The organism is Desulfuromonas acetoxidans DSM 684, from assembly GCF_000167355.1.
GTDB classification, from domain to species: Bacteria; Desulfobacterota; Desulfuromonadia; order Desulfuromonadales; family Desulfuromonadaceae; genus Desulfuromonas; species Desulfuromonas acetoxidans.
The window spans coordinates 201,862-221,297 of the sequence record NZ_AAEW02000002.1 but is presented as its reverse complement, the minus strand read 5'-3'; the positions used below and the strand labels follow the sequence as shown (position 1 = coordinate 221,297).

Annotated in this window: 15 protein-coding genes; 13 read left to right on the top strand and 2 right to left on the bottom strand. The window is 52.4% G+C overall.

Annotated elements, in window-relative coordinates:
* The first annotated feature begins 242 nt into the window (after positions 1–242).
* From DACE_RS02330 to DACE_RS16955, 10 genes are all read left to right on the top strand, one after another.
* On the top strand, positions 243–911 hold the full coding sequence (locus DACE_RS02330; RefSeq protein ID WP_005998017.1) for a tetratricopeptide repeat protein: 669 nt from the start codon (positions 243–245) through the stop codon (positions 909–911).
* Between the two features lie 84 nt (positions 912–995).
* On the top strand, positions 996–1,664 hold the full coding sequence (locus tag DACE_RS02325) for a DUF4125 family protein (protein ID WP_005998016.1): 669 nt from the start codon (positions 996–998) through the stop codon (positions 1,662–1,664).
* Between the two features lie 484 nt (positions 1,665–2,148).
* On the top strand, positions 2,149–3,927 hold the full coding sequence (locus DACE_RS02320) for a BCCT family transporter (protein WP_155808965.1): 1,779 nt from the start codon (positions 2,149–2,151) through the stop codon (positions 3,925–3,927).
* Between the two features lie 475 nt (positions 3,928–4,402).
* Positions 4,403–5,668 (top strand): glycine betaine/L-proline ABC transporter ATP-binding protein ProV, encoded by a 1,266-nt coding sequence (gene proV, locus DACE_RS02315; protein WP_050769956.1) that lies wholly within the window; start codon positions 4,403–4,405, stop codon positions 5,666–5,668.
* The gene (locus tag DACE_RS02310) at positions 5,668–6,507 is read left to right on the top strand and encodes an ABC transporter permease (protein ID WP_005998013.1); all 840 of its coding nucleotides are present in this window, start codon (positions 5,668–5,670) and stop codon (positions 6,505–6,507) included. The genes proV and DACE_RS02310 overlap by 1 nt, the downstream gene beginning before the upstream one ends.
* Before the next feature lie 45 nt (positions 6,508–6,552).
* Entirely contained in the window at positions 6,553–7,560 is a 1,008-nt protein-coding gene (gene proX / locus DACE_RS02305) for a glycine betaine/L-proline ABC transporter substrate-binding protein ProX (protein ID WP_420196327.1), read from the top strand.
* A gap of 90 nt (positions 7,561–7,650) precedes the next feature.
* Complete coding sequence (locus DACE_RS02300) at positions 7,651–9,009, top strand: porin family protein (protein ID WP_005998011.1); 1,359 nt, start codon at positions 7,651–7,653, stop codon at positions 9,007–9,009.
* Positions 9,010–9,255: 246 nt separating this feature from the next.
* Positions 9,256–11,202 carry a sigma-54-dependent Fis family transcriptional regulator gene (locus DACE_RS02295; protein ID WP_005998010.1) on the top strand — a complete coding sequence of 649 codons (1,947 nt, stop codon included), beginning with the start codon at positions 9,256–9,258 and terminating at the stop codon, positions 11,200–11,202.
* A 1,457-nt stretch (positions 11,203–12,659) separates the two neighbouring features.
* Positions 12,660–13,082, top strand: coding sequence for an NUDIX domain-containing protein (locus tag DACE_RS02290; protein ID WP_005998009.1), 423 nt, complete (start codon positions 12,660–12,662; stop codon positions 13,080–13,082).
* Complete coding sequence (locus DACE_RS16955) at positions 13,072–13,941, top strand: eIF2B alpha/beta/delta subunit family protein (RefSeq protein WP_005998007.1); 870 nt, start codon at positions 13,072–13,074, stop codon at positions 13,939–13,941. Before DACE_RS02290 ends, DACE_RS16955 begins: the two co-directional genes overlap by 11 nt.
* 7 nt (positions 13,942–13,948) lie before the next feature.
* On the opposite strand, the gene DACE_RS16950 is transcribed toward DACE_RS16955, so the two are convergent.
* Positions 13,949–14,410 carry a PaaI family thioesterase gene (locus DACE_RS16950; protein WP_005998006.1) on the bottom strand — a complete coding sequence of 154 codons (462 nt, stop codon included), beginning with the start codon at positions 14,408–14,410 and terminating at the stop codon, positions 13,949–13,951.
* Between the two features lie 120 nt (positions 14,411–14,530).
* On the opposite strand from DACE_RS16950, the gene DACE_RS02275 reads away from it, so the two are divergent.
* Positions 14,531–14,707, top strand: coding sequence for a 4Fe-4S binding protein (locus tag DACE_RS02275; protein ID WP_005998004.1), 177 nt, complete (start codon positions 14,531–14,533; stop codon positions 14,705–14,707).
* A gap of 85 nt (positions 14,708–14,792) precedes the next feature.
* On the opposite strand, the gene DACE_RS02270 is transcribed toward DACE_RS02275, so the two are convergent.
* Positions 14,793–15,206, bottom strand: coding sequence for an acyl-CoA thioesterase (locus DACE_RS02270; RefSeq protein ID WP_005998002.1), 414 nt, complete (start codon positions 15,204–15,206; stop codon positions 14,793–14,795).
* 194 nt (positions 15,207–15,400) lie between these two features.
* Between DACE_RS02270 and DACE_RS02265 the strand changes: the two genes are divergently transcribed.
* Positions 15,401–16,192, top strand: coding sequence for a substrate-binding domain-containing protein (locus tag DACE_RS02265; protein ID WP_005998000.1), 792 nt, complete (start codon positions 15,401–15,403; stop codon positions 16,190–16,192).
* Positions 16,189–19,428, top strand: a complete 3,240-nt coding sequence (locus tag DACE_RS02260; RefSeq protein ID WP_005997998.1) for a PAS domain S-box protein — start codon at positions 16,189–16,191, stop codon at positions 19,426–19,428. The genes DACE_RS02265 and DACE_RS02260 overlap by 4 nt, the downstream gene beginning before the upstream one ends.
* Positions 19,429–19,436 lie beyond the last annotated feature (8 nt).

Here is a 19,436-nt window from a genome sequence, read left to right as displayed (position 1 = left end):
GTGGTATGCAATTTGCTCATTTTTATAAGTAAAACAGGAAGACGCTCAGATGCTCCAAAACAGGACGTATCTTGTAAGTCTCTGATTTTTTTAGAAGCTTTATGCTTTGACCGTGAGCCGATTTTGTCTGTTTGCTGTCGGGAATGTCAGCGCGTGCTCAGATCGGGTTCCCAGAAGCTGCATCATCTCAACACAGACTGTTCCAAAATGCGACGGCATGCTTGTCGTCAAGGAGATGTGCCATGTCACAACCGGTTATGGATATCGTCAACGCGATTGTGTCCGAAGGCGAACACTTGCTCGAAGCTCAGCAGTATCGGCGTGCTCTGCCGTGTTTTATCGAGTCGGCCCGTTTGTGCCGCCAGATCAGTCAGGACGCCTACGTGCGACAGATGACGATTGTTGCCAGTCTTTATTTTGAACTGGATCAGATTGAGGAGTGCCTTGATGTGTATCGCTCCCTTTATGATGGGTTTGCCGCAGAGCAGAATCTGGCTGCCCAGGCACGGGTCCTCAATAACATGGGGTTGATTTATCGGCGCAATGGCCAGCACGATGCGGCGTTGGCGCATTATCAACGCGCTCGTGAGCTGTTTGAAATTCTCGACGATGTTTATCATATTGCCGAACAGTTTGAAAACATCGGCATGGTTTATCGCGATAAACAGGATTACCTGCTCGGTCTGAAAAACTATCACGATGCCCTGAAGTTGTTCACGTTACTAAACAATCGCGGAAAAATTGCCGACTTACATAGTAATGTTGCACAAATTACGGCGATTCAGGGAGATACAGATGCCGCCCTGCAATGGTACCAGGCGGCACTGGATTTGTATGAAGGCGTCAATGATGGGGAGAGATGCCAACATATCGTGCAACATGTTGAAAAATTGCGAGCTGTCGCCAGCTAGCAGGGGCTTAATTGCCACTTGCAGGGATTGGCAATGCGGATGACTGGTGACGAGGTTAAGGCCTGATGCCGGGAGAAACAACCGATGATGACACAGCCGACACAACTGATTGAACGGATCGTCAAGCGGGAACTGGAGATGTTTTTAACCATGCCTGCCCGCCATCAACGCCTTTGTCACGAAGATCCCGAAAGCTTCAAGCAGCATCGTCGTGCGCGCTTTATCTGTTGGTCATTACGTACTCTGGCCAGCTATCTGCAAGATCTTGATACCTCCCATAAAGCCGGAGTCAATCTGATGACGGTAAAATACGCCCACATGGAAAAGCTGATTCCCCGTCACAACGATACGGCTCTTATTGATGCTCTAGTCGCCGCGTTCTGTCACTGGGAGAAGGAGTGTGTTCAACGATATCCTCACTTCATGGCTCAAGGGCAAGCCCCGTTTGTCAATGGCGGGCAGTCGCAACTGGTTCCCTTTGAAAACAGTCTGCGCGGTGAACTGGAGAGTTATTCACTGCAGACTCTGAAGTTGCTGTGGCGCGATGTGCTGCGGCTGCAACAACGGGGGGACAATCTCTCGGAAAAGACCTATCAGTATCTTATTGAGCAATGGGGTCTCGACAGTATTGAACATCTTGAAGAGTTCATGGCCCGACATTCGGCCAGCATGTCGAGAAAAGTGGCCAGAGGTACCAACGAGACTCACGCTTCAACACATCGAGCGCCAGCCTTGAAAGTGCCGGTCCATTAGGCTTCTCCCCACCTCCAGTTAAAATCACGACATACCGTCTTCGTCTTTCAGCGCGCGACGGAGCCCAGTTTCCCTCTTTCGTATTCGCTTTTGAACGTACTGCAGTAGCTGCTTAAATTGTTAGTTATCGCTCACATTTGACATTGTCTTATATATATGTTTGATTAACTCGAGGTGTGTTCCCCCGGATCTGATGCATTTGATGGGAACCATGCTTGGAACGGTCAACATATTTCCGTTCTCAATCGGTTTTAAAACCGTCTCTTTTCGGTCTGGACTGTAGTCCCGACTGTCTATGCAGATCCCGTGTTGCTTCATGAAACGCAGCAAGGGATAACGCAACAATACTAATAGCGCCTGGTCGTGCTGGCTTTTTCTATCGTTTTGCGGGAATTCTGTCTCGTTGAAGGTCGTTTTGACCAGGAGTCATTTAATGGCTGCCGTCATGGTGAGCTGTTTATAAATGCGCTTGGAGAAAAAAGTCATGAGTCATTATGTTGACGAAAAAGACGCCCACGAGAAACAGCAACTCGCTGAAAAATTGAAAAAAGCCGAAAAAGAAGCACGCCGTAAAGCGATCGCCGAGCGTGAACGTTTTACCGGGCTGCAGATTCGGCCGACAGCATCCATCTATGACGATGCTGAGCGTAAGGAGCCCGGTGAAGACAACTGGGTTGGCTTCGGTTTTGACCTGCATCCGCAGGTGACGTTTATGTCGACGGCGGTTCTGATCGCGTTTATTCTGCTCACGATCATGTTTCGAGAGCAGGCAACGGAGCTGTTCAGCACGACAATGTCTTTCATAACAGTCACTTTTGGCTGGTTTTTGGTTCTGGCGGCAAATATTTTTATACTTGCCGCTTTGTTTTTTGCCTTCGGCCCGTTCGCTCATATCCGTATCGGTGGTAACAAGGCCAAGCCTGAATTTACCACGGCAGCCTGGTTTACCATGTTACTCAGTGCTGGCATGGGCATCGGTCTGATGTTCTGGAGTGTCGGCGAACCCATGTACCATTTCAGTTCGCCCTCGCCGATGTTCTCAGGGGTTGTCGGTGGTTCTCCAGAGGCGGCCCAGGCGGCCATGGGCATCACCTATTTCCATTGGGGGCTGCACCCCTGGGCCATTTACACTATTGTCGGCCTCGGACTGGCGTTTTTTGCCTACAATCGTGGCCTGCCTCTGACCATTCGCTCCATCTTCTACCCCATTCTCGGCAATCGAATTCACGGTTTTTGGGGTAATTTTATCGATATCCTCTCTGTTATCGCCACCCTGATGGGGCTGGCCACCTCCCTTGGCCTGGGAGTCAAGCAGGTTAACGCCGGTTTGAATTTCCTGTTCGGCATCAATGTCAGTGTCACGACCCAGGTGATTCTTATTGCCGTGATTACCTGCTTTGCCACGTTGTCGGTGGTGTCCGGTCTTGACGGTGGCGTCAAGCGCCTCAGCCAGTGGAATATGGGGTTGGCTGCTGCGTTAATGTTGTTTGTGCTGATCGCCGGACCAACGGTGTTTATCCTCAGTGGCTTTACTCAGAATCTGGGTTTTTATCTGCGCGAGCTTCCTGAACTGAGTTTGTGGACCGAGACGTTCCGCCAATCCAACTGGCAGGGCTCATGGACGGTTTTTTACTGGGCTTGGTGGATCTCCTGGTCGCCGTTTGTCGGTATGTTTATCGCCCGCATCTCTAAAGGGCGGACCGTACGTGAATTTGTGCTTGGTGTCATGCTGATTCCGACCTTGCTGTCGTTTGTGTGGATGGCGGTGTTTGGCGGCGCTGCCATTGAGATTCAGAGCAGTGGGGCTGCGGATATCATGTCTGCGGTTAAGGCCGATGTGTCAACGGCTATGTTTGTCATGTTTGAGCAGTTTCCCATGACCCATGTTTTGTCGTTTGTCGGTATTGTCCTGGTAACCGTCTTCTTTATCACCTCTTCGGACTCCGGTTCGCTGGTGGTCGATCATCTGACGTCTGGTGGTAAGCTTGATTCTCCGATACCGCAGCGCGTGTTCTGGGCGGTTATGGAGGGTGTGGTTGCTGCGGTGTTGTTGATCGGCGGAGGTCTGGTAACCTTGCAAACCGCAGCGGTGAGTACCGGGCTGCCGTTTGCCGTGGTGTTATTACTGATTATCTATGCGCTCTACATCGGCTTTTCCCAGGAGTTATTTGTGGAAAATGCGGTCAAAAAACGGTTGAGACGCGTGGAGGAAGATCATCGCCTGACCGTGGCCATTGAGCTGGCCAACAGTGATGATGAGTAGCGGTTTAAGCGCCGTGGCCGGGTCTTTTTCAAGACCCGATTGATTTTCCAAAAGTAGAGTACAGAGAAAAAGGGTGCTGCGTGCTTCCCTTTTTCTGTGTAGAGAGAGTTCGGGATTTTCCCGAGTTAACCTGAATGCGGCGGCAGGTCTCCACCTGTCAATGACTGATTCAGGTTCAAGCATGGAGCGGCACCCTGCCAGGGTGTTCCGACTCCGTCCCGCAGAGACCTCGTCAAGAACATCACTCCTGGTGGTTGTTTCATAGAGGTTTCGTCACTTGAGCAACGTCGATCACGATAGATCTGTCGTGACCGGTCGCGGGTTGCTCTGTTCGCAAAACAAGACAAAATATATGGCTCTTTGGTCCGTCCGATGCCGCCAGTTGTGCTGTGGAAGAGGTGTCTCTTTTTTCATGGTGTTGCTGACGTCGATAATGCAGGGATTGGTTTGCCTTGAGCCGCGAAAGGTTTACGCAATGGATGAAGTTAAAGTCCGGGTAGAAAATTTGTATAAGATCTTCGGCCCGCAACCGAAGAAAGTGATGTCTCTGGTTGAGCAGGGACTGACGAAGGAAGAGATCTTTGAGCGCACTGGTGCCACCGTGGGTGTGCAAAATGCTAGCTTTCACATCAATCGCGGCGAGATTTTTGTCATCATGGGCTTGTCCGGTTCGGGTAAGTCGACCATGGTGCGGATGCTCAATCGCCTGATTGAACCGACCAGCGGCAAAATTTGGATTGATGACGAAGAGTTGACCTCGATGAGTCAGGATAAGTTGATTCAAACCCGGCGGCGCAAAATGAGCATGGTGTTTCAGTCCTTCGCGCTGATGCCCCATTTGACGGTGCTCGACAATGCCGCGTTGGGGTTGGAAATTTCAGGGACGGATAAAAAAGAGCGACACGAACGGGCCATGGCCGCTCTGGAGCAGGTTGGTCTCGAAGCCCGGCATGCCAGCTTGCCGTCGGAGTTGTCCGGCGGGATGCAGCAGCGCGTTGGCCTGGCGCGCGGTTTGGCTGTCGACCCCGATATCCTGCTGATGGATGAAGCTTTTTCCGCGCTCGACCCACTGATTCGCACGGAGATGCAGGATGAGCTGCTCAACCTGCAGGCCAAGTCACAGCGTACCATCGTGTTTATCTCCCACGACCTTGATGAAGCGATGCGCATTGGTGATCGCATCGCCATCATGGAGGGGGGCAATGTGGTGCAGGTGGGTACGCCGGAGGAGATCCTGCAGCAGCCGGCCAATGATTATGTGAAGGCCTTTTTCCGTGGTGTGGATCCGACCAATATTCTCAAAGCGGAAGATATCGCCCGTAATACCCAGGTCACAGTGATCCGTCATACCGGCGAAGGTCCGCGTGCCGCCTTGCAGCGCCTCATCAGTCATGACCGTGATTACGGCTACGTGCTCGATGCGCAGCGTCGTTTCCTCGGCGTGGTTTCGACGGAATCGCTCAGGAATTTGATCGAAGACAGCCCGGAAACGAAACAACTCGATGCCGCCTTCCTGGCAGATGCAACAACGGGTCGGGCAGAAGATTCCATGCAGGACATCCTGGCTGAAGTGGTTAATCGCCCCTGGCCGTTACCGATCATTGGCGAAGATGCCCGCTATCTCGGCGTGATCTCAAAAAATCAGTTTTTACGCACGTTACAACGTAACCACAATGACGAAGAGGCCGATTCCGTCACCCAGGTACCGGATAAAAATACAACGAAAGGTGGTGATCAGTGATGGAATGGCTAAACTTTGAAGATCAGCTGATTCCCCTCGACGAATGGGTACAAGACGGTGTGCGCTGGCTGGCGATGAACTATCGGGATATTTTTCAGGCCATTAAGGTCCCGATCGAAAAATCTCTGGACGGTTTTCAGTGGCTGTTCAACAGCTTGCCGCCCATTGTGGTGATTGTATTCCTGGCTCTGCTGGCCTGGCGCTATGCGGGTAAGCGGGTCACGCTGTTCACGGTCAGCAGTCTGTTTCTGATCGGTTTTCTCGGCCAGTGGGAGGCGACCATGACCACCTTGTCGATGGTGGTGTGCTCGGTGCTGTTCTGTGGTCTGGTCGGCATACCACTGGGCATCCTCTCCGGACGCAGTGACCGCTTTGAGATGTTGTTGCGGCCGTGTCTCGACGCTATGCAGACCACCCCGGCCTTTGTCTATCTGGTGCCCGTGGTCATGTTGTTCAGTATCGGTCCTGTTTCCGGCATTCTCGCCACCATTGTGTTTGCCATGCCGCCGATTATTCGCTTGACCAATCTCGGTATCCGTCAGGTGCATCCTGAACTGGTGGAGGCGGCCATCGCCTTTGGCTCCACGCCGTGGCAGGTGCTGTGTAAAGTGCAGTTTCCCCTGGCTTTGCCGTCGATTATGGCTGGATTAAACCAGACCATCATGATGGCGCTGTCCATGGTGGTCATTGCCGCCATGATCGGCGCTGGTGGCCTCGGTGATCCGGTTGTCCAGGGCCTCAATACACTGGAGATCGGCCTCGCCACCATTGGTGGCCTGTCGATTGTTTTGCTCGCAATGATTCTCGACCGTATTACTCAAGGGATCGGTCGTAAATAACAAAGTGATGTAACGAAAGGGAGAGAAAAAATGAGATGTTTTTTGATGCTGTTGTTGATGTGTGCTCTGGCGTCGCCGGTTGTGGCAGCGGACGCACAGCTTCCAGGGAAGGGTGTCACTGTTAAACCAGCACGCGCAACCTGGAACACCGGCTATTTCCAAGAGGCTCTGGTCAGTGAAGGACTCAAAGAGCTGGGTTACAAGGTCAAGCGCCCCAAGGAATTGCAGAACCCGATTTTCTACCAGGCTGTTGCCTTCGGTGATGTGGATTACTGGACCAATGGCTGGTTCCCCAATCACGATGGTCAACTGCCGCCGGATTTTTACAAAGTCGCTACCAAGCTCGGCTATGTGGCCAAGGCCGGTGGCCTGCAAGGCTATCTGGTGTCGAAGGAATTTGCCGATAAATACAACATCAAATCCCTTGACGATTTCAAACGTCCGGAAGTGATGAAAGCGTTTGACGCTAATGGTGACGGCAAAGCCGATCTGACCGCCTGCCCACCAGGCTGGGGTTGTGAGACGGTGATCAACCACCACTTTGATGTTTATGACCTTGATCCGTATATCAATCAGATCAAGGCGTCCTATTCTGCCAGTATGGCCGATGCCATTGCGCGCCATGATGCTGGTCAGCCGGTGTTCTTTTACACCTGGGCTCCGAACTGGACCATTTTTAAACTCAAGCCGGGCGAGGACGTGGTGTGGATCAATGTGCCCAAGATCATGCCCAAGGAATCACAAAAATCCGGTGAGGATCGTATGACCATGAGCGGCATTAAAGGGGCGGTTTCCGATCCGGTGAAGCTGGGCTTTGTTGTCAGTGATATTCAAGTTGTCGCCAATAAAAAGTTTCTTGAAGAGAATCCGGCTGCAGCGAAATTCCTCGAAGTGTTCACCCTGCCTCTGGCGGATATCAACGAGCAGAATACCCGCATGCAGAACGGTGAAAAATCTCGCAAGGATATTGAGCGTCACGTCAAGGAATGGATTGAGAAAAATCAAGTCACCTGGGATGGCTGGTTGGAGCAGGCCCGTCAGGCGGCAATGTAATTTATGTATGGGGAGATGATGGACAGACCTGCGTCGTCTCCGTGTTGAGGTTTTCGATGATGAAAGCCCTGTGATGGAAGGAGTAAAGGAATGAAGTGGATGAAAAACCTGCTGGGAGCCTGCGGGTTGCTGGCAATGCTGACCGTGCTGGCCGGACCGGCCACGGCCGTTGAGCAGGCGGATTATGACGCACTGTTGAATGAGGTTCGCCAACTGCGCACCCAGGTGCAGCAGATGGCAACCATGGAACAACGCCTGCAGCAGTTGGAAACCCTGCTGACCTCACAGCAGCAAGCGCCTGCCGCAACACCTGTTGTCGCCAGTGAAGAGAGCAAGGCTACCGTTAAGGAAGTGGTGGAAGAGGTGTTCTCTGAAAAACAACCGATTCATTTCGGTGGTGCCATGCGCATCAACTATGGTTACAAAGACTGGGATGAGACCCGCGACGAAAAATACGGCGACGCCGGATTTGACGTGTTTCGTATCAACGCTGATGGAGCCATCAACGATTGGATTCTGTCGGCCGAGTACCGTTTCTATTCCTATATGAATACCGTGCATCATGGCTATGTCGGCTACAATGTCAATGACCAGTGGCAGATCCAGGCCGGTATCCACCAGGTGCCGTTTGGTCTGCAGCCGTATGCCTCACACAACTTCTGGTTCAGCGGTGCCTATTATGTCGGTCTTGAAGATGACTACGATATGGGTGTCAAAGCCCTGTACAGTGACGGACCTCTGAGTCTGGCCCTGGCATTCTACAAGAACGATGAGCTGGCCAGTGCCTCCAGTGCCGACCGTTACTCCATCGATGTCAACAGCAGTGCAACCGGCGGCTATGCCGGTGCTCAGGATGCTGGCAACGAGGAGACCAATCAGTTTAATGCCCGCCTGGCATACAATTTTGATCACGGCGATGCCGGCAATACTGAACTGGGTGTTTCCGGTCAGTGGGGCCAACTCTACAACAATAATACCGATGACACCGGTGATCACTGGGCCGGTGCGATTCACTTGAACGGAAACTATGGTCCGGTCAATGTTCAGTTGGAGTATGCCTCTTACGAGTACGATCCGGAAAATCCTCTGGGCATGGATGATGATATCATCACCATGGGTGCCTTTACTTATTCCTGGGGGGCGCCGGCCCAGGCGGATATCTATATCGCCAACGTGGCGTACACCATTCCCACGGACAGCCTGGCGTGGCTCGACAGCATTACCTTCTATTCCGATAACACCTTCATCGATCCCGATGCCGGCGACCAACCGGATATCTGGCAAAATGTGGTTGGTGCTCTGTTCGCCAGTGGGCCGGTTTACACCTATCTTGATGTGATCTCTGGAGAGAATATGATCTTCAGTGCTGGCAACATGGTGGATGAAACCGTCAGCAGCAACAATGAGCGCACCACGCGGGTCAACCTCAATATTGGTTATTACTGGTAAGAGCTGATCTGCGATTGAAAAAATCCTCGCCTTTATGGCGGGGATTTTTTTTGCCTTTTTTTCCATTTCAGTGTCGAAAACAGCAACTATTTTACCCTGGAAGCCGTATACGGAATATGGGACTTGTTCCTGCTTTATGATGTGTGCTTTATTGAAAAAGGAACGAAGAATAAGGGAGTTGAAACGTTTTAGCGCGGAGATGGTCTTTGAGGTGTGGCAAGCACTGATGGGAAGGAATGGGCAACGATGAGCGTACGTGCAGAGCAGGAACTGATGGCAGCGAGTGAACGACTCAATCGCGAGTTGCAGACAGGCCAGTTAAGTCAGATTGCCGCGAATTCGTGGCGACGCTGTTTGCAGCTCAATGTTGACCCCTCGCGCCATGTGCGGGTCGATATGGGGGCCCGCGAATTAAAGAAACGGATCGAAGCCCATCAGGATCTGGTCACCGTGGCCACGCCGACCATGGAAAACATCTATAACTTTGTCAACGACTCCGGGTTCCAGGTGGTGTTGTCTGACAATCACGGCTACCTGCTCAAGGTGCTGGGGGAGCGCAAGACGCCCTGTCCGTCGACACTGGCGCGGTTGTTCCCCGGCGCGAACTGGAATGAATCTCTGCGCGGTACCAATGCCATCGGCACCTGCCTGGTGGAGCGGAAACCGCTGAAAATTCATGCTTCCGAGCATTTCTTTGAAGAGAACCAGACCCTGACCTGCAGCGCAGCACCGATCTTCTCCCCCGAAGGCGAATTGCTGGCGGTGCTCAACCTCAGCGGCGATCATCGCTATGCCAACGATCTGGCCCTCGGCATGGTGGTGGCCGGAGCCAACGCCATTGAAAATCAGCTGCAGTTGCATCGGGTCAATACCAAGCTGTATGCCTCCTACAAATATTCCGACACCATCATTCAGTCCATGTCCGAGGGGCTGGTTATTGTCGATCCCGCCGGTGAAATTACCAAGATTAACCAGGTTGGCGCGCGTATTCTCGGTGTCAGTGCCCGTGAAGCCATCGGTCTCCATATCAGCAAGATGTTTGGTGACAACGCGCCGGTCCTAGATCTGCTGCGTACCGGCATTGCCTATGAAAATAAGGAAGTGATGCTCGATGGTGGCCAGCGGGCCTTTTACTGCTCGGCCACATTGCTGCGTGATGATTACGGTCAGATGATTGGTGCCGTCTCCGTGCTGCGGCCGCGCAGTTCCAGCAAACGCTCACGCTGCTTGCCGACGACGCAACGGGCCCGCTACAGCTTTGATGAAATGATCGGTGACAGTGACGCGATGAAAAAAACCCGTCACATGGCGGAAAGGGCGTCGCGCAGCCTGTCCACGGTGCTGATTCAGGGCGAGAGTGGTACCGGTAAAGAGCTTATTGCCCAAGGGATTCACAATGCCAGTTCGCGTCATGGCCAGCCGTTTGTTGCGGTCAACTGCGCTGCCATTACCGAAACGTTGCTGGAAAGTGAATTGTTTGGCTACGAAGAGGGCTCGTTTACCGGGGCCAAAAAAGGCGGTCAGCCCGGCAAAGTAGAGATGGCCAACGGCGGGACTCTGTTTCTCGATGAGATCGGTGACATGCCGTTGCAAATGCAGGTTAAGCTGCTGCGCATGTTGCAGGAGCGACGTATCTGTCGCGTTGGTTCGAGTGAAGAGATCAGCATTGATGTGCGGATCATTGCCGCCACGCACCAAAATCTCAAGCAGGCCGTTCAGGAGGGCTGTTTCCGCAAAGACCTTTACTATCGCCTCAATGTGTTGCCGATCACCATTCCGCCGTTGCGTGAACGGATGGATGACCTGCCGGCGTTGGCAAAATTTCTTGTTACAAAACTCAGTGGACGTTTCGGCAAGGAGCCGGTTGCTATCAGTAGCCTGTTTATGCGTGCCTGTCAGTCGTATGATTGGCCGGGTAATATTCGCGAGTTGGAAAATGTCATTGAGCGCGCCATGAACATGGTGGATGATGGAGATGCCCTGACTGCAGAAATGATTGATCTGGATCCGGTGGAACTTCCTGCCGACCATGCTATTCCTGATGGGGTGCGGCCACTCAAAGAGGTGGAGATGGAGATGGTGGTGCGCGCACTGGAGATGTCGCGCGGGAATATTGTTCATGCTTCATCGTTGTTGGGGATCAGTCGCAATACCATTTATCGTAAAATTAAGGAATATGACATCGTGGTTTGATGTATCTTCATGATCCGCTCTGCGTCAGTTATTTAGCACCTAGCCCTCCCGTTCAGCAGCGCCGAACGAAGAGAACGGTCACTGCGGTGGTCGTCGGCAACCTGTTTGAGCGTCAGCGAGTTTTGCCGACATCGCGGTGTAAGTGAACGCAGAGAGGGAACCCGTAGGGCGCAATGACGGGAGTCGATTTTACGCCTCTTTTGTCGACGCAAAAGGGGCCTGAGGTGTGGGCGCGGCAGCCCACGTCACGTGAGCACCACCATCGCGAACGGATGATGTCTGCCAGAGCAATCCGTTTCGAATGACGAACCACTAAAAGACAAAGTCAAGGTCGCCGGGTTTCGTCCCGGCAGCCGACATACTTTTGACTGGCCGCTCAAAAGTATGCAAAAGCCAGCTTGAACACCTCCTGAACCTGGATCAACCTACACTGTGTCTGTTTCCGTGATGCTTTATGGATTCGGCTCGCCGCCCTTTAGGTCGACGAATCATGCAACTCATCATCTTTGGCGTAAAACATTGATAACGATGTAACGCTGCTCTCTAGTTTTTCCGTGGCACCGATTAAACGGGTGGGCAGTGCCCAGCCTGTCTGGGTTTGTTATTTAGCACCAAAGCTCTCCCGTTCAGCAGCGCCGAACGTAAAGAGTGTCGGTGTGATGGTCGTCGGCAAACTGTTTGAGCGTCAGCGAGTTTTTGCCGACATCACGGCGTAAGCGACTGAAGAGAGGGAACCCGTAGGGTGCAATAGGGTTGTTATTAATCAGATGAACGAGAGGTGTTGCGTGAGATTTTTTGCGTCAGCAAGGCAGAGGGAGGAGCTATAGTCGTTCTATGGCGACGACCGATAACGCCGCTGACGTGAAAAAGATCCGCAACAACTCCGTGAAGGCTGATTGATGACAACCCCTTGGGAGTCGATTTTGCGCCACTTTTGTCGACGCAAAATGTGGTCCGAGGTGTGGGCGCGGAAGCCCACGTCACGTGCGTACCAACATTACGAGCGGATGAAGTTTGCCAGCGCGATCAGTTCCGTATAACGAACCACTAAAGATCAAAGTCAAGGTCGCCGGGTTTCGTCCCGACAGCCGACAACCTTTTGACTGGCCGCTCAAAAGTATGCAAAAGCCAGCTTGAACACCTCCTGGACCTGGATCAACCTACACTGTGTCTGTTTCCGTTATGCGTAACGGATTCGGCTTACCTCCCTTGGGCTCGGCGAATCGTGCATCTCATCATCTTAGGCGTAAAACGGTGATAACGGTTTGACGCCTCTCTCTATTTCATCCGTGGCACCCTTAAAACGGGTGGGCAGTGCCCACCCTGCGGCAGAGTGTTGTTTAGTGATGTGGATAGATGGAGTTGTTGTAAGTGTCAAAGGGGGGTGTCTGCCGTCGAGTCGCCAAGGGCCAGCGAGTGGGGTATGATGGAGAAAACATCCACCAAAGGAGGGCATAATGGACACGGTTGATGTGGTCACTGCATTTATCCGCAGTCACGGCAAGATTCTTTTATTGCAACGCAGCCAGAAAGTCGGCAGCTATCGCGGCTGTTGGGCTGGTGTCAGTGGTTATCTGGAACAGGACACAGCATTGCAGCAGGCTTTGACAGAGATTCGTGAAGAAACCGGGTTGCAGGCCACTCAGGTTGCGTTGCAGGTTGAAGCGGCGGTGCTGGAAGTCAAAGATTCGGATCTCAACCGCTGCTGGCGGGTGCACCCGTTTCTATTTGAGTTAGATGACGACACGGCAGACATCCATATTGATTGGGAGCATGATGGTTATCAATGGCTTGATCCGAATAACATGCGACAGCTTGAGACTGTACCATTGCTGATCGAAGCCTATCAGCGCTGTGTCGGGGGCAACGATGGCGTGTGAGCCGTTTGCTGATCTTCTGCACCGCTTCAGACAAGATCGCCAGCATGGTGCCAGCGAATTGGCCCGTCAGGCCCTGGCGTGGCTGGGCCAATCCGTCGCTGAACGTGCTCAGGTGGATGACGCTGTACGGCAGATGCTGAGGGACCAGATCAGTCAACTGTGCGCGTTGCGGCCAAGCATGGGTGTGGTCGCGCATCTGCTGCAACGCTGGCAATACCAGCTTGAGTCCTTCGACCCTTCTGCGAATGATGTCGGTGCGTTGGTGGCTGGCGCCAATGAACTGTCTGCATTGTCTCAGCAGGCGGTCGACGGTTGTGTCCACCACGCGCACTCGCTTATCTCACCGGGATACACCCTGCTCACGCACAGTTGCAGTTCGACCTTGATGCAGCTGTTTTCGTCGTTACGTGAAACGGACTGTCACATTGTCATCTGTGAATCGCGGCCTTTGAATGAAGGGGTGACGGTCGCGCGTCAGCTCAACGACTGGAACATCCCCTGCACCTTGATCACCGATGCCCAGGCCGGTCTTTATACGGCTCAGGCCGATCTGGTGATGGTCGGCGCCGACAGCCTGCTGGGTGATGGTGCCGTGGTGAACAAGGTGGGAACACGGTTGCTGGCTCTGGCGGCGCAACGCGATCATTGTCCGTTTTATGTGGTGGCCGAATCGTTCAAACAACGACCGCCATCAGCCGATGCGTTGATTCTGGAACAGATGGATGTGGCCGAATTAAACCACGATCTGCCCCATGAGCAGATGGCCAACACCTATTTCGATATCACCGAAGCTGATCTGATTAGTGCCTGGGTGGATGAGCGTGGCGTGCACCGTCAATTCAGCCCGGTGGTATGGTGATTCTTCTCTATTTTTGACGCTCCAGATCGACAATCCAGTGCTGCGCCGTAGCGCGCACCAATTCCCGCTGCTGGGGGTCAAAGACACGTGCCTCAAAGGTGAGCTGGCGCTCCTGACGTTCCAGCAGTTGTGCGCGAATGGTGAAGAAATTCATGTTCGGTACAATGGGGCGCCGGTATTTCAAGGTCAGGTGGCGGGTGTAATTGGGGGGAGCCACCAGCATGCTCAACGGTCCGATGGTGTTGTCGATTGCTGTGGCGATCATGCCGCCCTGCACCGAACCGTAAGGGTTAAGGTGGGCCTGCTGGATTGGAAAACGGATCTCCAGACAGCCGCCATCGCCATCATAACTGACGACCTCGCCACGGGTCACATCAAGGACCGGTGGCGGAATCTGCAAGGGCAGGTTGAGGTCTTTGAGGTGGTCGTCGAGTAATTTGGCCAGGTCAATCGGTTGTGATGAGGTCATAATGGTTCCTGATAATGCCGCTGTGTGATCACGAAGTGCGTTGTCCTTGAGCGGGAAATAGGGTAGAGTGCTTGCTGTTCATTCGTCTCTTGTTTTGGTCGTGAAAGGAACAGATAAACCATGAAGATTGTCGTTGATCCGCAAAAATGTATTGCATCCGGGGAGTGTGTGACCGTGTGTCCGCAAAATGCCATTTCCATTCAAGACGGAGTTGCCGTTGTTGATGACAACTTGTGTGATTACGATGGTATCTGTATTCCGGCCTGCCCTCAGGGGGCGATCAGCTTTTCCGAATAAACAGAGCTCTAGACCTGTTATTGTTGTTTTAAGCAGCGCCTTTTTCCGTTACGAAAAGGCGCTGCTTGTCGTTTGAGCCGTTTCGTTAATCGACCTGAGCGGCAAAACGGGCGCGCACCTCTTCAGCGACTGTGGTGGGTTTCTTTGTCGCATGATCCACCGGAAACCACCAGGTCAGGGCTTTGGCGACAACTTTGCCGTCCTGCTCGCGGCGAATTTCGGTATGGCGTTCAAACCGGCGCCGTTGCGCTTTGCCGACCCAGGTTCGAGCAATCAGCTTATCTTCGGCAAACACCTGACGCAGGTAGTCGATCTCATGTCGGGTGACCATCCACAGTAAACCGGCTTTTTCTTCATCTGTTGCCGCATGGTTCCAATGGGCTGTCGCGACGTCCTGAACCCAACGCAGATAAACAATATTATTGACATGGCCCATCAGATCGATGTCTTGAGGTTGAATAATAATGGGCATCTCATATGGTGCAACGCTTTGTGTCACGGGGGGGCTCCTTAAGAAAAATGAACCAACATAAAAGTGGCGCGAGTATAGCATTTTTGCGCTTCGGTGGTGAATAACTGTTCAGCGCGACCCGACCTATTATGTGTGATTTATAATTTTAATCTTTTTTTCAGGTATGATAAATATAGCGAATCATCTAGATACGTTAGACTCTGAAAGAGGGATAAAGTTCAATGATGCGTTATCCGCTGACACTACTCTTGTGTGCCCTTCTGGTCGTGGTTTCCGGGTGTGATCCCCGCGAACATCCAGATGTGCGGCGGGAGCAAAAGGATGAATTGCTGATTTATAGTGGCATGACCATGATCAAGCCATTGCTTGAGCTGGCAAAAATTATGGAGAGTGAGCATGACTGTGTTGTCAGGGTGACCTATGGCGGGACCGGACACATTGCTAAGTCGGTACGTGTCAACCAGATCGGTGATATCTTTTTTCCGGGCGAAAACTCGTATATCCACGCGTTGCAGAATGATGGGCTGGCGACGGATGTTGTTACTGTTGGAGTCAACCAGGCGGCGCTGTATGTCCAACGCGGCAATCCGTTACACATCAGTGCCTCTCTGCAGGAACTCGCTGAACCGGGGTATCATGTGGTTCTGGGCAATGAGCTTTCCGGGGCCATTGGCCGGGAAACCAAAATTATGCTGTCTGATGCCGGATTGTATGATGATGTGATTGAAAATGTCCTCTATATGGCGACGGATTCGAAAGGGTTGGCCCAGGCCATCCGTCATCAGGATGCCGACCTGGTGATTAATTGGAAGGCCGTGGCGTTTTTACCGGAAAACAAATACGTCATGGAGGCTTTGGAACTTCCAGAAACGGTTGCCCCCAAACATCCCCTGCAGATGGCGTTACTGAGTTATTCGCAGCATGCTGCTCTGGCGCGTGCCTTTTTGGAGCTAGCGCGTTCTGAGCGGGGGCAAACGATTTTTCGCGATTATGGATTTGCTGACGGATCATGAAGCGCTTTTTTGAAAATGTCTGCGGGCAGATCCTGTTGCTGCTCATTCTTGCTATCCTGACTGTGACCGGACTCCATTTGGGGCACCGCTATCTGGAAGCCCGCCAAACCTATCTTAACGAACTTGTGTCCAACGAGCAGGTTAAGGTTGAAATTTCCCATCTGCTGCAAAAGAAACTGTTAGCGATCAATACCAACCTTCAGGATCTACTGCATTCCAATTCGCAAACCGAAATTGTCCAGGTCACCACTCGGCTGAAACAGTTACAAGAGCAGATTTTTTCTTTTCTCCATGTCATTGAAGCAGGCGGTATTGCAGAAGAGGAATATCCGGTGAACTTCAGCGCCGAGGAGAGCGTTCACAGACAACTGCACTACACCAATTATGCACCTGGCCGGATTAACATCGAGGCGTTGGAATTACGGGCCAAAATGGTCGAACTGGCCGAGATGATCCAGTCGTTTAAGCAACTGGCCGAACACCGGGTCGTGATCTTGGAGTTTCGTGATCCGATGATGACGGCAGACACCATTCGCCGGGTGAGCTTTCAATATAAGGCGATCCATCCTTTTTTCAGCCGTATTCTGGAAAACGCCAATCGGTTGCACTTCACCAGTCAAAAAGAAGCCGGCCGCCTGCAGGAATACAATAAACGTTTCAGTGAGACGTACCGGCAAACGGAACTGCTCTCCATCGTGCTATCGGTGTCATTGTTGCTGGTGATCGGCGGCGTGGTTCTTTATCGCAGTCGGCGGATTTTTGCCGAACGTCAGCGCTACCAGCAGGAGCTGGCGACGATCAATGAAAATCTTGAAAGCATGGTGCAGTCGCGTACCCGTCAGTTGGAGGGGGAGATCTCTGAGCGGCGTAAAACCGAACAGCAACTTTCCGAACAGGCGCGTTTTCTCACGACGACCTTGGAATCACTGGATCATCCCTTTCTTGTTATCAGCGTTGCCGATTCAAAAGTCGTCATGGCCAATTCGGCGGCTCGCGATCTGTGCGATGATTGGCATCAGCCCACCTGTTATGCCCGCACGCAGCGCCTGAATGGGAACTGCAGCGATGGCGATCATCCCTGTACTCTTGCACGGGTTAAGTCTGAGTTGAAACCGATCACTATTGATTATGTTCATCCAAACGTCGACGGCGAAACGATGTATGTCGAGGTGCATGGCTATCCAATTTTCAATGATCATGGAGAACTGGTTAACATTATTGAATATTCCCTCGACGTTACTGAGCACAAACGTGCTCAGCAGCAGTTGCAGGAAGCGAAAGATCAATTGGAGGTGCGGGTTGAAGAGCGCACCGGCGAACTGAAAAAGGCGCAGAAGATTCTGGCATCGCGTGAGCGCCATTTCCGTCGTTTGATTGAAAATGTGACCGATATCATCACCATCGTCGATGCTGACGGTATCGTCGGATACACCAGCCCGGCTGCGGAGAAGCTGTTTGGCCGCTCTGTGGAGGACATGGTTGGGCACGATATTCGTGAGTTTGTCGTCCAGGATGATCTGCGTCATATCGATCTGCCGACATTGCATCAACAGTTCGGAACCACCACCCCGGTGGAATATCGGGTGTATGACCATGCCGGTCAGATCCAGGTTCTTGAATCGTTCATTGAACGGTTTGAGAACGAAAGCGGTCTGGAGCAGTTTATCCTCTGTTCCCGTTTGATTACCCAGCGCAAAAGGGCGGAGGAGGAAAACCGGGTGCTGAGCATGGTGGTGGCTCAGAACCCCAGCAGTGTGGTGATCACTGATGTTCATGGCCAGATCGAGTACGTTAATCCCTATTTTGAACAGGCCACCGGCTATCGCTTCGATGAAGTGGTTGGCAAAAATCCGCGGGTGCTCAATGCGGGAAAAACGCCGAAACAGGTGTTTACCCAGATGTGGCAGACGATACTTGATGGCCATGTCTGGCAGGGGGAGTTTGTCAATCGCAAGAAAGACGGCACGTTATACGATGAAAGTGTCCTGGTATCGCCGATTAAGAATGATCAGGGTGAGATCAGTCACTTTGTTGCATTGAAGGAAAATATTACCGAATTGAAAAAAGCCCGCAAGCAGGCCGAAGAGGCCAACCGGGCCAAGTCGGAATTTCTGTCGCGGATGAGTCATGAATTGCGGACTCCGCTTAACGCCATCAACGGCTTCTCTCAATTAATGCTGTCGAGTCGCAAAAATCCGCTCAACGACAAACACCGCTCCATGGTGGAACAGATCGACGGTGCCGGGAAACATCTGCTTGAACTGATCAACGAAGTCCTTGATCTGGCGCGTATTGAAGCGGGCAAGTTGTCGTTATCGGTGGAGGCGGTTGATCCCTGTCATATCATCAACGAATGCCTGCCGTTACTGCACAGCCTTGCCGAGCAACATCAGGTTACCTTTCACAGCTGTTGTGGTGAGCAGACCTTCCCGTTGGTGAAGGCCGATTACACGCGCACCAAGCAGGTGCTGGTTAACTTGCTGTCTAATGCGGCAAAATACAATCGCCCCGGAGGTGACGTGACCATCCATGTCCAGGCCAATGAACCGACGGGATTTTTGCGCTTTCAGGTGATCGATAATGGTCTGGGCATTGCTGAAGAGAAACAGAAACAGTTGTTTGTGCCGTTTGCCCGCCTGGCTCAGGATTCCGAGAATATCGAGGGCACTGGAATCGGCATGACCATCACCAAACAATTGGTTGAGGCCATGGGTGGGCAGATCGATTTTGAGAGCCGCTATGGCCAAGGCAGTACGTTCTGGTTTACGTTGCCATTGGCTGACGAGGTTGTCGAGGATGAGGTCCCAACGCTGAGCGCAGAGACAATTATTTGTGGTTACGACGAGGCTGCTGTCGATAGCCACGCCAAGGTGCTGTACATCGAAGACAATCCCGGTAATCTCAGCTTGATGACCGGTTTTTTTGAAGAGTGGGAGCGCGCTGCGTTGGTGTGTTGTGCTGATGGTGAAAGTGGCCTCGCCATGGCCGCAGAGGTTCTCCCGGCGGTGATTCTTCTAGATCTCAATCTGCCTGGTATTGATGGCTTTGAGGTATTCCAACGGTTGCGCCAGGATGAACAAACCGCTCAGATCCCGGTGATTGCCGTCAGTGCTGATGCCATGAAACAGACCTTGCGCCGAGCCGGTGAATTGGGCTTTGATGGTTTTCTCGCCAAACCGGTGGATTTTGAACAGATGAAATTTCTGCTTGAAGACCTGATGGAGACGCGCCGATGACGCCGCTG

Bases quoted from the DNA above. Each gene is read 5' to 3' on its own strand.
- DACE_RS02300 (WP_005998011.1), top strand. From the start codon at position 7,651: ATGAAGTGGATGAAAAACCTGCTGGGAGCCTGCGGGTTGCTGGCAATG.
- DACE_RS16950 (WP_005998006.1), bottom strand. From the start codon at position 14,410: ATGACCTCATCACAACCGATTGACCTGGCCAAATTACTCGACGACCAC.
- proV (WP_050769956.1), top strand. From the start codon at position 4,403: ATGGATGAAGTTAAAGTCCGGGTAGAAAATTTGTATAAGATCTTCGGC.
- DACE_RS02290 (WP_005998009.1), top strand. From the start codon at position 12,660: ATGGACACGGTTGATGTGGTCACTGCATTTATCCGCAGTCACGGCAAG.
- DACE_RS16955 (WP_005998007.1), top strand. From the start codon at position 13,072: ATGGCGTGTGAGCCGTTTGCTGATCTTCTGCACCGCTTCAGACAAGAT.
- DACE_RS02320 (WP_155808965.1), top strand. From the start codon at position 2,149: ATGAGTCATTATGTTGACGAAAAAGACGCCCACGAGAAACAGCAACTC.
- DACE_RS02330 (WP_005998017.1), top strand. From the start codon at position 243: ATGTCACAACCGGTTATGGATATCGTCAACGCGATTGTGTCCGAAGGC.
- proX (WP_420196327.1), top strand. From the start codon at position 6,553: ATGCTGTTGTTGATGTGTGCTCTGGCGTCGCCGGTTGTGGCAGCGGAC.
- DACE_RS02265 (WP_005998000.1), top strand. From the start codon at position 15,401: ATGATGCGTTATCCGCTGACACTACTCTTGTGTGCCCTTCTGGTCGTG.
- DACE_RS02295 (WP_005998010.1), top strand. From the start codon at position 9,256: ATGAGCGTACGTGCAGAGCAGGAACTGATGGCAGCGAGTGAACGACTC.
- DACE_RS02275 (WP_005998004.1), top strand. From the start codon at position 14,531: ATGAAGATTGTCGTTGATCCGCAAAAATGTATTGCATCCGGGGAGTGT.
- DACE_RS02260 (WP_005997998.1), top strand. From the start codon at position 16,189: ATGAAGCGCTTTTTTGAAAATGTCTGCGGGCAGATCCTGTTGCTGCTC.
- DACE_RS02310 (WP_005998013.1), top strand. From the start codon at position 5,668: ATGGAATGGCTAAACTTTGAAGATCAGCTGATTCCCCTCGACGAATGG.
- DACE_RS02325 (WP_005998016.1), top strand. From the start codon at position 996: ATGATGACACAGCCGACACAACTGATTGAACGGATCGTCAAGCGGGAA.